Origin of the sequence: Collinsella sp. UBA1693 (assembly GCF_002320115.1) — a bacterium.
Lineage (GTDB): Bacteria > Actinomycetota > Coriobacteriia > Coriobacteriales > Coriobacteriaceae > Collinsella > Collinsella tanakaei.
Genome location: NZ_DCJT01000001.1, coordinates 48,462 through 61,341 on the forward strand (window position 1 = coordinate 48,462; position 12,880 = coordinate 61,341).

The 12,880-nt window shown below is 60.7% G+C and carries 8 protein-coding genes; 1 reads left to right on the plus strand and 7 read right to left on the minus strand.

The features are described from left to right. Nucleotides 1-14: 14 nt before the first annotated feature. The 7 genes from B3H65_RS00255 to arcA form a co-directional block, all read right to left on the minus strand. Nucleotides 15-446, minus strand: a complete 432-nt coding sequence (locus B3H65_RS00255; protein ID WP_009140636.1) for a division/cell wall cluster transcriptional repressor MraZ — start codon at nt 444-446, stop codon at nt 15-17. A gap of 562 nt (nt 447-1,008) precedes the next feature. Continuing rightward, a complete protein-coding gene (locus tag B3H65_RS00260) occupies nt 1,009-1,935 on the minus strand; it encodes a site-specific tyrosine recombinase (protein WP_286683670.1) in 927 nt (308 codons plus the stop codon). 99 nt (nt 1,936-2,034) lie between these two features. Beyond that, entirely contained in the window at nt 2,035-3,660 is a 1,626-nt protein-coding gene (locus tag B3H65_RS00265) for a CTP synthase (RefSeq protein ID WP_117679290.1), read from the minus strand. 216 nt (nt 3,661-3,876) lie between these two features. After that, the gene (locus B3H65_RS00270; protein ID WP_286683671.1) at nt 3,877-5,358 is read right to left on the minus strand and encodes a DUF1846 domain-containing protein; all 1,482 of its coding nucleotides are present in this window, start codon (nt 5,356-5,358) and stop codon (nt 3,877-3,879) included. A 290-nt stretch (nt 5,359-5,648) separates the two neighbouring features. Further along, nucleotides 5,649-7,235: a YfcC family protein gene (locus B3H65_RS00275; RefSeq protein WP_181973298.1), complete on the minus strand. Its 1,587-nt coding sequence runs from the start codon at nt 7,233-7,235 to the stop codon at nt 5,649-5,651. 155 nt (nt 7,236-7,390) lie between these two features. Then, nucleotides 7,391-8,386, minus strand: coding sequence for an ornithine carbamoyltransferase (argF, locus tag B3H65_RS00280; protein ID WP_009140641.1), 996 nt, complete (start codon nt 8,384-8,386; stop codon nt 7,391-7,393). A 105-nt stretch (nt 8,387-8,491) separates the two neighbouring features. Then, a complete protein-coding gene (arcA, locus tag B3H65_RS00285; RefSeq protein ID WP_286683672.1) occupies nt 8,492-9,733 on the minus strand; it encodes an arginine deiminase in 1,242 nt (413 codons plus the stop codon). A 556-nt stretch (nt 9,734-10,289) separates the two neighbouring features. Between arcA and ppk1 the strand changes: the two genes are divergently transcribed. Beyond that, nucleotides 10,290-12,833 carry a polyphosphate kinase 1 gene (gene ppk1, locus B3H65_RS00290; RefSeq protein WP_286683673.1) on the plus strand — a complete coding sequence of 848 codons (2,544 nt, stop codon included), beginning with the start codon at nt 10,290-10,292 and terminating at the stop codon, nt 12,831-12,833. Nucleotides 12,834-12,880: the final 47 nt, after the last annotated feature.

The window sequence follows — 12,880 nt, forward strand, 5'->3', positions numbered from 1 at the left end:
TTCGCGTTCAGTCCTTACGAGTAAAAGAGGTCGGCTAGGTCGTCATCGTCGGCTTGCTGCGTCTGCTCCCACACAGCGCGATCCCAAATCTCCAGGTGGTCGAAGTTGCCAACCACGGTGACTTCGCGAGTAAGATGCTTCTTCTCGCGAAGCGCCTCGGTGAGGCCGATACGCGATGCCGAATCGATATCCATCGGAGTCGCCATCGAGTTGATCTTCCTCATGAGCGCCTGGTCCTCGCGCTTGCGGGGGTCGAAGCCGCCGCGCTTGTCGAAGAGGCCCATAACCCACTTCTCGTACTCATCGCTCGAGAACACGTACAGGGCTTCGACATCGGGTGCGGGCAACACGTAAACGTGCGAAGAGAGCTCGTCGCGGACGGCGGCAGGCAGGGACAGGCGACCTTTGGCATCGAGATTGCGCTCGTATGTTCCGGTCAATATCACTGCTGCGCCCTCCCCTCGGTTGCTCGGATGCGCGTGTACGGGGAACCACCCCCTCTGTCGACGCTTTCAATATTATGGGCTAGAGCGACTTTTATCAACACTTTTTCCCATTCTCTCCCCCACCCTCCACCCATTCCCCCACTCATCCCATAAAAACGACCGCTTGCGATTTCAAGCAACCACTACATATTGTGTTGTATCAGCTATTTTTGCCCACCCCTCGCCCCTGGATCGAGCGCCCTAACCTTCAAGTTAAGCTTGAATCGACTTTTGAGAGTTTGTGGCAGCGTTGTGAACCCGCAGGTAGATGGCAATTTTTGATAATTAGTCTGCCCAGTCATGCCAACAGGGGGCCGTCCGCACCGGCGCGTAGCTCCCCACCCCCACAAATTGAGTTCATATCCATATTTATCTCAGTCTTTGAGGCCCAACAGGGTCGGCGACGTCCCACTCGCTCCCCACCGCACCCCACGCCCGCACCCGCTCTCGCGTCCCACTCGCTCCCCCGCACGGCCCCACCAGGCCCCACGCGCGGCCCCGCACGCGCCACGCGCGCGGATCGCTAGGCGCGCGGATGCGCCGCCAGGTACACCTCGGTCAGCTGGGTTCGGTCAACATGCGTGTAGATCTGCGTGGTCGAGATATCCGCGTGCCCCAAGATCTCTTGGAGCACGCGCAGGTCCGCGCCGCCAGCGAGCATGTGGGTCGCAAACGAGTGCCTCAACGTATGCGGATGCAGTCCCTCGATGCCCACCGCGCGGCCGTATCGCTCGCACGCGGCATGAAGGCTCTGGCGCGAGAGCCGCCCACCATTCTTATTTAGAAAAACCGCCGGGCTCTCGTCTAGCGTTCGAGCATGGGCGGCAAGCCCGTCGCGCGCCCCACTATATATATAGTGTTGCAACGACTTCGCAGCCGACCCCGCGATAGGAACCAATCGCTCCTTGGATCCCTTGCCCGTCACGCGCAGCAAGCCCTCGTCCAAATGCACATTGCGAATATCAAGTCCCACCAGCTCGCTTGCGCGTAGACCGCACCCATACAGCACTTCAAGCGCAGCATGATCGCGCTCACCCGCGTTGGTTTGGGGAAACGGCTGGTCAAGCAGCGCGGCAGCGGCGTCGATAGAGATCACGTCCGGCAATCGCTCCGCCTTTTTTGGCAGCTTGATCGCAGATGCGGGGTTTGCGGTCGAGAACCCCTCGCGCAGCATGAACCTGTGCAGGCCCTTGACCGCAGATAGCGAGCGCTCCACGGACGAGACCGCGTATCCTCCCAACCGCCGCGCCATGGCAAACGCCTCTATATCCGCCCTTGTCACATCGCGCAGCTCCACGCCACGGCGGTCCAAAAACGCCACGTATGTCCCCAAGTCACGCCGGTACGCCTCTATGGAATTGGACGAGAGGCCGCGCTCGACAGCCAGATGGTCCAGGTATTCGGCCACGGGCCCGCACCCGCCCGCAAAAGCGGAAGCTTCATCTTGCACGGTCGTGACCCTCCCATCTCTATCAAGCAGGGGCGCCGCGTAGCACAGCAGCGCCCCCGTACAAACAGCGCAACGTTGCGCCGTATCTACAATACTCCCCTAGCAGCCGGTCTCATGCAATGCGATCGACGCGCGTACAAACTCACGGAAAAGCGGCTGCGGCCTAGTTGGACGGCTCTTGAATTCCGGGTGGGCCTGCGTGGCGACAAACCACGGGTGAACGTCGCGCGGAAGCTCCACCATCTCGACCAAGCGCTCGTCCGGCGAGACGCCGGAGATCACCAAACCGGCGTCCTCAAGGCGTCCGCGAAACGCGTTGTTGAACTCGTAGCGATGACGATGGCGCTCGTAGACCAACTCGCTACCGTACGCCTCGCGGGCAAGCGTGCCCTCGGCCAACCTGCATGGGTAGGCGCCCAATCGCATGGTACCACCCTTCTCCGTCACATCCTCCTGCGAGCTCATGAGGTCGATGACGGAATATGGGCCGTCGGGGTCGAACTCGGACGAGCTTGCGCCCGCTAGACCCACCACGTTGCGCGCAAACTCGCACACGGCGACCTGCATGCCCAGGCAAATGCCAAGGTAGGGAATCTTGTGCTCGCGTGCGTACTCGGCTGCGCAAATCTTTCCTTCAAGCGCGCGCTTGCCAAAGCCGCCGGGCACCAAAACGCCGGAAGCATCGCCCAATACCTCGTCCACGTTGTTCTGATCAAGCTGCTCACCGTCAACCAGCTCCACCTGCACGCGACGGTCAAAGAACACGCCGGCGTGGTGCAGCGCCTCGATAACGGAGAGATACGCGTCGGGCAGCTGGGTGTACTTGCCCACCACGGCGATCTTCACCGCGTCGACATGGCTGTCCGCATGGTCCTTCTTGGCCAGGAACGCATCCCACTCCGCCATGTCGCGCTCGCGCGGGTCCAACCCCAGGCGCTCGCAGACGCGCAGGTCGAAGTCCTGGTTGGCAAGAAGGGTGGGCACGTCGTAGATAGACGCACAGTCCTCGTTGGTAAAGACGCAGTTGGTGTCCACGTCGCAAAACGACGCGATCTTGGAGCGCGTGTCGTCGCCGATCTCATGATCGCTGCGCAAGACGATTATATCCGGCTGGATGCCCAAGCCACGCAGCTCTTTGACGGAATGCTGCGTGGGCTTGGTCTTAACCTCGTGCGCGGCGGCGATGTAGGGCACCAGCGAAACGTGGATGCAGCATACGTTCTCGGGGCCGGCATCTTTGCGGTACTGGCGGATCGCCTCGATAAAAGGCTGGCTCTCGATGTCGCCAATGGTGCCGCCCAGCTCGGTGATGACCACGTCGGCTCCGGTCTGCTCTTCAACGGCGCGGAAGCGGGCCTTGATGGCGTCGGTCACGTGCGGAATCACCTGCACGGTACCGCCCAAAAAGTCGCCGCGGCGCTCGCGAGCGATCAGGTCGCGGTAGATCGCTCCCGTGGTGAAGTTGGAATCGCGGGTAAGGTTCTCGTCGATAAAACGCTCGTAATGACCCAGGTCAAGGTCGGACTCATAGCCGTCCTCAGTAACAAAGACCTCACCATGCTGGTACGGGCTCATGGTGCCCGGGTCAACGTTGAGATACGGGTCGGCCTTCTGCATGGTCACCTTGTATCCGCGAGATTTAAGAAGACGCCCCAGCGAAGCCGCGGTAATTCCTTTTCCCAGCGAGGAGACAACGCCGCCCGTTACAAACACATGCTTGGCCATAGGTACACCATGCCTTTCCGATTAGTTAACCTACTGTTCTAACCGGAATTTAATTGTACTGCGCAATTGTTTCCAACATAAAGGTGTAATGAAAACGGGCGCCATGGTTCACAAAATGGAAACCATAGCGCCCGCGCGCATGAGATTTATATGGACGATGACCCGTGGCGAGTCCGTCGTCCCCGCAGGGGGCCGGCGAGCTTAACGAGCAAGCGCCTATTTGTGGTAGAACGTGTGACGCTCGTACTTGGGCTCGCAGCACACGTTGATACCCAGCTTGCGATAAAGCTCCTCGTCCGTTTGGGAAATGATCACGCTAAAGAACGCGTCGCAGCCGCGCAGCTTGGGCAGCCCGTCGATCACGCGCTTGGCGGTCTGGCTGGTTGCGGAGGAAATGGATAGGGCGATCAGCGTCTCATCGGAATGCAGGCGATGGTTCTTGGAATCCAACTGCTCGGTCTTAAGGCGGCAGATGGGATCGATGGCGCCGTCATCGATCACGTCCTCTTCAACATCCACGCCGGTGACGGTCTTAAGCGCGTTCATCAGAAGCGAGCTCGCCGCGCCCAGGCGCTCGGAAGTCTTGCCGGTAATGACGCTGCCGTCCGCGAGCATCATGGCGCCCACCGGGCCGCCCGTCTCTTCCTCTCGCTCAAGGGCGGCGGCACGAGTGGGCAGGTAGCCCTTGTCGATGCCGGCCTTCTGCATGATGGCCTTCAGGCGGCCCACCTGCTCCTCGCCCGTACCGGTGCGCTTTACGTTCACGGCGGCGGTAAAGTAGCGACGGACGATTTCCGCCAGCGAGGCATCACGGCACGCCTCGTCATCGCTGATGGCGAAGCCGACCATGTTGACGCCCATGTCCGTGGGGCTCTGGTACGGGCTTTCACCCAAAATCTTGCCCATAAGGGCCTTGACCACGGGGAACGCCTCGACGTCGCGGTTGTAGTTCACGGCGGTCTTGTTGTAGGCCTCCAGATGGAAGGAATCGATGATGTTCGCATCGTCCAAATCAACGGTCGCGGCCTCATAGGCGATGTTGACCGGATGGTTCAGGGGCAGGTTCCACACCGGGAACGTCTCGAACTTGGCGTAGCCGGCCTCCACCCCGTGCTTATGCTCGTGATAGAGCTGCGATAGGCACGTGGCAAGCTTGCCCGAGCCGGGACCGGGCGCGGTCACCACAACCAGCGGGCGGATGGTCTCGACAAACTCGTTCTTACCGTAGCCGTCCTCGGAAACGATGAGGTCGATATCGTGCGGGTAACCCTCGATGGGATAGTGCAGCTTGCAGGTGATGCCCAGGTCCGCAAGGCGGTGGCGGAACACGTCCGCGGCGGGCTGGCCCGCGTACTGGGTCAGCACCACGCCGGCGATGCGAAAACCGTGCGCGCGGAAGATGTCGGCCAGGCGAAGCACGTCCTCGTCGTACGTGATGCCCAGATCGCCACGTGCCTTGTTCTTCTCAATGTGGTTGGCGTTGATGGCGATGATGATCTCGACATCGTCCACCAGCTTCTGGAGCATGCGGAACTTGGTGTCGGATTCAAAGCCGGGAAGGACGCGCGAAGCATGGTAGTCATCAAACAGCTTGCCGCCAAACTCAAGGTAGAGCTTGCCGCCCAACTGGTCGATACGTTTGCGGATCTGCTCGGTCTGCAACTCGATGTACTTCTCGTTATCAAAACCCTGACGCATGCGCACATGCTCCTTCCAGCGTATCAGTCGGTAACTCCCGCATTATACCGAAGCTTTGGTAGGCAATCTCCATGCACTCGACCGCTCACGGCTTTTACGCACCGGCCCCTACACAAAAGCGCCCCCTCCCGCGCACGGAACGGGAGGGGGCGAAAGGTAGGGGTCGCAACCGGTCGATCGTTTTTGGACGAGCGGCCGGCCGGACATCTTATCGGCAACCGCCGGACTCGAAGCATGAAGCTACTTCATGCAAGGGGTCATACTGACAGCTGCAAAGCCGATGAATCGACCTAGATCATCACGCACGCGATGGTGAGGATGACAACGGAGACCAGGGCGATAACGACGATAACCTTCATGGCGAACTTCAGCCAGGTGGTCCACTCGATCTTGGCGAGGGCCAAACCGCCCATGATGGCGCCGGACGTCGGGGTGAAGAGGTTCACAGCACCGATGGCGGCGGAGAAGATCATGACCATGACCTCGGGCGAGAAGCCGAGCTTGACGGCCAGCGGGCCCATGATGGGCATGGAGACCGTAGCCATACCGGAGGTGGAGGGGATCAGGAAGGACAGGCCGAAGTAGACCAGGTAGCTCATGGGAGCGAAGATGATGCCGGAGAGGCCGGCCAGCGCGTTGGCGGCGGCGTCGAGAACGTAGACGTCCAGACCGGTGGAGGCCATGAGGACGGAGATGCCGCGGGCCAAAGCGATGATCAGGACGACGGACATCATGTCGGCGGCGCCGGCGATGAAGGTGTTCACGATCTGCTTCTCGGACAGGCCGCCGATGATGCCGATCACGATAGCCATGATGAAGAACCACGTAGAGGCCTCATCGAAGTACCAGGCACCGATGGGCACGCCGGTGACGATTGCGGACCAGCCGAGGGAGTCGGTCACGGTGGAGGTGGACTCGCCGGTCACATCGCCATCGAGCACGGTGGCGGTGCCGTTGGCGTCGTCGTAGGCGGCGACCAGGTCGTCGCCGGTTACCTCAACAACTTCCTCATGGGAGGCGGCGCCGGCGTCAAAGAAGTCGGCAACGCCCTGGTTGAGGTCGGCCAGCGGGATGAAGCCGACGATCATGACGACGAAGGTGAATGCGAAGGCGACGAGAACACCCTTCTGGCGACCGGTGAGCTTGACGTCCTTGGTGACCTCGGCGGCAGCTGCGCCATGGGCCTCCTCGGCGTCCTTGAGCTCCTGCATGGACAGGATGGTGGAACCCTTATCGGCCTTGACCTTCTTGGCGTACTGCATGACGAAGAAGATGGAGATGATGGTGGTCACGATCCACAGAACGGCGCCCAGGCCGATGATGATGGACTGGTTGACCTCGATGCCAACGCCGCGCAGGGAGTCGACGGCAGCGCCGACGGCGAACGGGTTGACGGTAGAACCCAGGCAACCGCAGCCGGCACCCAAAAGGACGGTGGCGGCGCCGACCAGCGGGTCGAAGCCGGCGGCCATCATGGTGGCGGCGAGCAGAGCGTAGAAGGGCACGGTCTCCTCGCACATACCATAGGTGGTACCGCCGAGGGAGAAGATGAACATCAGGACGGGGATGATCATGAGCTCGTTGCCCTTGAGCTTCTTGACCAGGACGGCGATGCCGTTATCAAGGGCACCGGTCTCGGTCATCATGCCAAGGAAGCCGCCGAGGATCATGACGAACAAGCATACGGGGAGCGCGTCCGCGAATCCGCGAACAGGAGCCATGAAGAAGTCATCCAAACGGGCAGCGGTGACTTCGCCAGGGGCGATGCCGGCGACGGCGACGGTAACGAGAGCGACGACGGCCAGCAGGATAAGAAGAATGGTGAACGATGAAGGCATACCACGCTTTTTCTTAGCGGTCTCAGTCAAGGTTCTCATCCTCCCTTCATTTCAAGATTCTTGTCTGTCCACCGCGTCCATACCGTGCCGTGCTACTTAAAGACGCGATGGGTGCAGAGGACTGCCAGATGCATGCCCTAGGGGCGGGCACCGAACGAGCGGCGCCCGCCCTTAAAGGAGGCACGACAAAGAAATTACTTCAGGGTCGCGTACATAACGGCCTTGATGGTGTGCATGCGGTTCTCGGCCTCGTCGAAGACCTTGGACTGCGGGGACTCGAAGACTGCGTCCTCGACCTCCATCTCGGTGACGCCGAACTTCTCGGCGATCTCGGCACCGGTGGTGGTGTTGGTGTCGTGGAAGGCCGGCAGGCAGTGCAGGAAGATGGCGGAAGGATCGGCCATGGCCATGAGCTCGGTGGTGACGCGATAGGGCTCGAGCTGGTTGATGCGCTCGGTCCAAACCTCGTCCGGCTCGCCCATGGAAACCCAAACGTCGGTGTAGATGACGTGGGCGCCGGTGCAGGCCTCCTTGGGATCCTGGGTGAGGGTGATGGTGCAGCCGTTGGCCTCGGCGATGGGCTTGCAGGCCTCGATGACGTCGTCAGCGGGCATGCACTCCTTGGGACCGCAGGCAACAAAGTTCATGCCGAGCTTGGAGCAGACAACCATCAGGGAGCGGGCAACGTTGTTCTTGGCATCGCCCATGAAGACCAGGGTCTTGCCCTTGATGTCATAGTTGAAGTTCTCCTGAACGGTCAGGATGTCGGCGAGCATCTGGGTGGGGTGCCACAGGTCGGTCAGGCCGTTCCACACCGGAACGCCGGACTTGGCGGCGAGCTCCTCGACGTCTTCCTGATCGAAGCCGCGGAACTCGATGCCGTCATACATGCGGCCCAGAACGCGGGCGGTGTCCTCGATGGACTCCTTCTTGCCCATCTGGGACGAACCGGGATCCAGATAGGTGACGCCCATGCCCAGGTCCATACCGCCGACCTCGAAGGCGCAGCGGGTGCGGGTGGAAGTCTTCTGGAACAGCAGGACGATGTTCTTGCCCTCAAGGTAGCGGTGCGGCGTGCCGGTGCGCTTGAGATCCTTGAAGTTCTTGGCGAGAGCGAGCATGTACTCGATCTCCTCGGTGGTGAAGTCGAGCAGGCGCAGGAAGCTGCGGCCGGAGAGGTTAACACCCATGTGCGTATCCTTTCATATATTAGTAGGTGCCGTGCATCGCATATGCGACAGGCAGTAAGTATGACGGCGCACCACGACAGATGCGCCATCAATTTAGATCAGAACTTAGAGGTCCTCACGCCAGAAGGGCATGCTCATGCAGCGCGGGCCGCCACGGCCGCGGGAGAGCTCAGCGGAGGGAACAACCAGAAGGTCCAGGCCCTCCTTGTAGAGCACGTCGTTGGTGACGGTGTTGCGAGCATAGACGCAGATCTTGCCGGGGGCGACGGCCAGCGTGTTGGAGCCGTCGTTCCACTGCTCGCGCGCAGCCGCGATGGGATCGCCGCCGCCGCAGGGGATGAGCTTGATCTGGTCGACGCCGGTAGCGTCCTCGAGGATGTGCTCGAGAGTGTCGGAGATCTCCTTGATCTTGACGTCACCGGGGGTGGCGCCGGGGGTGAGCTCGTACACCTTCAGGGTGCCCATGATGGCCGGGTGAATGGTGAACTTATCGACATCGATCTGGGTGAAGACGGTGTCGAGGTGCATCATGGCGCGGTTGTTGGGGATGTCGAAGGCGAGGATGCGGTCGACCTTGGAATCGCTGTTCCAGAAGATGTTCTGGGCCATGACGTCGATGGCGGCAGCCTGGGTGCGCTGGGAGATGCCCACGGCCAGGGTGTGCTCGTTGATGTTGAGCACGTCGCCGCCCTCGGTGTGGAACGCGGCATCGCGACGGAAGTACAGGGAGACGTCCTTGTAATCCGGGTGATACTTGAAGATGTACTTGCCGTACAGGGTCTCGCGGTTGCGGGTGACGGAGTACATGCGGTTCAAGCAAACGCCGTTGCCAACCACCGCGAACGGGTCACGGGTGAAGTACAGGTTGGGCATGGGGTCGATGATGAGGTCGGACTCGGAGTCGGTGTTGACCAGGGAGTCCAGGGTGGTGGAGGCGTGAAGCGGCATATCGATCTCAGCCTTGGTGAGACCAGCCATGGTCTTCTGGACAAACTCCAGGTTATCGGTGATGGAGTTCAGCTTCTCGCGAACAACCTTGGGCATCTCCTGGCCCTTGATGCCAGCCTCAGCGATGTACTGGTCGAGGAACTCCTCGCGGGCCTCGGGCACGGTGTCGAACACCTCGGCGACCAGCTTCTCAAGATAGAGAACCTCGACGCCCTGATCCCTCAGAATCTGAGCAAAAGTGTCGTGCTCCTCCTGAGCGACCTCGAGGAAGGGAACGTCGTCGAACAACAGACGCTCGAGCTCGAAGGGCGGCAGGTTCAGGAGCTCCTCGCCGGGCCTGTGCAGGCAGACCTTCTTAAGGGCGCCAATCTCACTGGGGACGTGCAGACCTTTCGTCATTGTGCCTCCTACCTTTCTTCCTAGGAATCGCGGACGCGACTCCTTGATCACGTTTCCCCCCACATGAGGGGGTTCCGCTTGGACAACTAGATTTATATCCAATTTGGCAAGCTTTGTCACCGTCACCCGCCAGCGGTATCAAAGTGGTTGGGAACGGTATATTTCCAACGTATTACCAGATAGCTACTTTCACAAATTAAAGCGTATTACGTGCGAAAACCGTATTACCTAAAGAAAGAAGTATTTTTCAGTCTGGAATTGATAGTCATATTTTTTGAATATGTATCACTTCTTTATGAATATCGGCTTTGAATCGCCACGCTTTTCATCGTCTTTAGGCATATACATATAGAAGATATTTTTATACATAAATATTTGCTTCGTAACCGTTGGCGGGTCTAAGGATACCGCTCGGCTGGAGAAGTCCGTCGCCCCACATTCGTAAGGGCTTCATTAAGGTTTGGAAGTTGCAGGCCAACCGAGATGACTGACGCATTATATATAAGGATGGATAATTGACGGTATCTCACACCAACTTGGATGAGGAGCTTCACACATGGCGCAGAAGGGCACAAAGAAAACCGGCAAGAACGGCAAGGGGATCTCCGCGGCGGACCGCCACGACTTCTCCTATACGCAGAACAGGGAGCTTTCCTGGCTCCAGTTCGACAATCGCGTGCTCGATGAGGCGTTCGACACCACCGTCCCGCTGTTCGAGCGACTCAAATTCGTCTCCATTTTCGAAAGCAATCTGGACGAGTTCTTCATGGTGCGCGTCGGCGGCCTGTCAGACCTCGCCACGCTCAAGCACCAGCCCGTCGACAATAAAAGCAACCTCACCCCTGCCCAGCAGATCGACCGCATCTTCGCCGCGCTGCCGCCCCTGCTCGACCGCGTCAGCACCGCGTTCGGTGCAATCGAGTCCCAACTTGCGCAGCACGGCATCGTCCGAATCGCACCGAATGCCCTCGAAGGCGAGGACCGCACCTTTGTGGAGGCGTTCTTCCGCTCATACGTCTCCCCCATCATCTCCCCGCTGGTGGTCGACCCGCGCCACCCGTTCCCCAACCTTAGGAACGGCGCGCTCTACATAGTCAGCTCCCTTGAGGGCATGGACGAGGAAGGGCTGATGGGCCTCATCGAGATTCCCTCTTCCCTCCCCCGCATACTGCAGATTCCCTCGCAGGCCCCAAGCGATACCTATCGCTATATCCTGCTCGAGGACGTGGTCATGGCGTGCCTGGACGGCTGCTTTGGCTCCTATCTGCCGCAGGACGGCGCCGTGATACGCGTCATCCGCAACGCGGACATCGACCCGGACGGCGAAGGCGTAGAAGAGGACGAGGACTATCGCCAGCACATGAAGCGCATCCTCAAAAAGCGCCTGCGCCTTCAGCCGGTGTGCCTCACCGTCAACGGCGAGCTCGACAAGGCGTCGCTGAAGCTCATCCGCCACGCGCTCGAGCTTCCCAATAAGGCCGTATTGCCCGTCAACTACCCCCTTGACCTTGGCTTTGTCTTTGGCCTGGAATCGCATATCCCGCAGGCGGAGCGCGCCGAGCTCTTGTTCACGCCCTTCGTCCCGCAGCTCGATCCCGCAATAGACCCCAACCGCCCGCTGCGCGACCAGGTGCTCGAGGGCGATAAGCTGCTGTTCTATCCGTACGAGTCTATGACGCCGTTCCTCGACCTGGTGCATCAGGCCGCCAACGACGACGAATGCATCTCCATCCGCATCACGCTCTACCGCGTGGCCAAGCAGTCCCGCCTGTGCGAATCGCTGATCTCTGCCGTCGAGAACGGCAAGGAAGTCACCGTCTTGATGGAGCTTCGCGCCCGCTTTGACGAGGCAAACAACATCGAATGGGCGGAGCGTTTGGAAGAGGCCGGATGCACCGTCATCTACGGCTCCGAGGGCTTTAAGTGCCACTCTAAGATTTGCCAGCTCACGTACCGCCGCGGCATGGCCATCGAGCGCATCACGCTGCTGGGTACCGGCAACTTCAACGAGAAGACCGCCAAGCTTTACTCGGACTTTATGCTCATGACCGCGCACCCCGGCATCGGCGAGGACGCCAACCTGTTCTTCCAGAACCTTTCGCTGGGCAACCTCAACGGCGACTACCGCTACCTGGGCGTAGCGCCCGCGGGCCTCAAGCCCCTTATCATGACCGGCCTCAATCGAGAGATCGAGCGCGCTCGCGCAGGCGAGCCCGCGCGCGTCTTCTTCAAGCTCAACTCGCTCACGGACCGCGAGGTCATCGACAAAATCTCCGAGGCGAGCCGTGCCGGCGTACACGTGGAGATGATCATCCGCGGCATTTCCTGCCTGCTGCCGGGAGTGCCCGAGAAAACTGAAAACGTGCAGATCCGCTCGATTGTCGGCAGGTTCCTGGAGCACGCGCGCGTATACGCGTTTGGCGAGGACGCGGACACCATCTACCTCTCGTCCGCCGACATGATGACCAGAAACACCGAGCACCGCGTCGAGATCGCCTACCCGCTGCTGGACGCGGACGTTCGCGCGGCCGTCCGCGGTTACATGGACGCCCAGCTGGCAGATAACGTCAAAGCTCGTCGCCTCACCCCGTCCGGCACCTGGGCCAGCATCGCCAAGACTCCGGGCGAGGTGCCTTTCAACTCTCAGGAGTTCCTGCTTGCCCAGGCCTATAAGGATGCCGAGAACGCAGAGGAGATCCAGCGAAAGGCGGCAAAGCAGCGCTGCGCGGCCAACCAGCCCAAGATCGAGAAGAAGGTCGCCGCCGCGTTCAGGACGGTCCCCTCGCAGGAGGAGGCGGTCGAGGACGTCGCGCCCACGATAGCAGCGCCCGCTGCACCCGAAGTCGCGCCGCAAGCCGAATCCGCAGCGCCCGCCGCGCCGGCCACCCCCGCGCCCAAGCCCGTCGCCGAGCCCGTTGCGGCCACCATCATCGAGCCCGAACCGGTCTCCGAGCCCGCCGAGCCCGTTGCGAACACAGCTGCGACCCAGTCCAGGCCGCAAACGGCGCTCGTCCCGCGCAAGCGCGGCCGAGTTGGCACCGCGCTCGCCCTGTTCGGCATGGGATTCAAAGCGCTTTTTGGCAAGGACCCGCGCGCTTAATCGCGCCCGATCGCGAATCGCGCCGCCCGCTTCAGCGACGCTCATAA

Coding starts and splice junctions, on each gene's coding strand:
- B3H65_RS00265 (WP_117679290.1), bottom strand. CDS start 3,660: ATGGCCAAGCATGTGTTTGTAACGGGCGGCGTTGTCTCCTCGCTGGGA.
- argF (WP_009140641.1), bottom strand. CDS start 8,386: ATGGGTGTTAACCTCTCCGGCCGCAGCTTCCTGCGCCTGCTCGACTTC.
- ppk1 (WP_286683673.1), top strand. CDS start 10,290: ATGGCGCAGAAGGGCACAAAGAAAACCGGCAAGAACGGCAAGGGGATC.
- B3H65_RS00270 (WP_286683671.1), bottom strand. CDS start 5,358: ATGCGTCAGGGTTTTGATAACGAGAAGTACATCGAGTTGCAGACCGAG.
- arcA (WP_286683672.1), bottom strand. CDS start 9,733: ATGACGAAAGGTCTGCACGTCCCCAGTGAGATTGGCGCCCTTAAGAAG.
- B3H65_RS00275 (WP_181973298.1), bottom strand. CDS start 7,235: ATGAGAACCTTGACTGAGACCGCTAAGAAAAAGCGTGGTATGCCTTCA.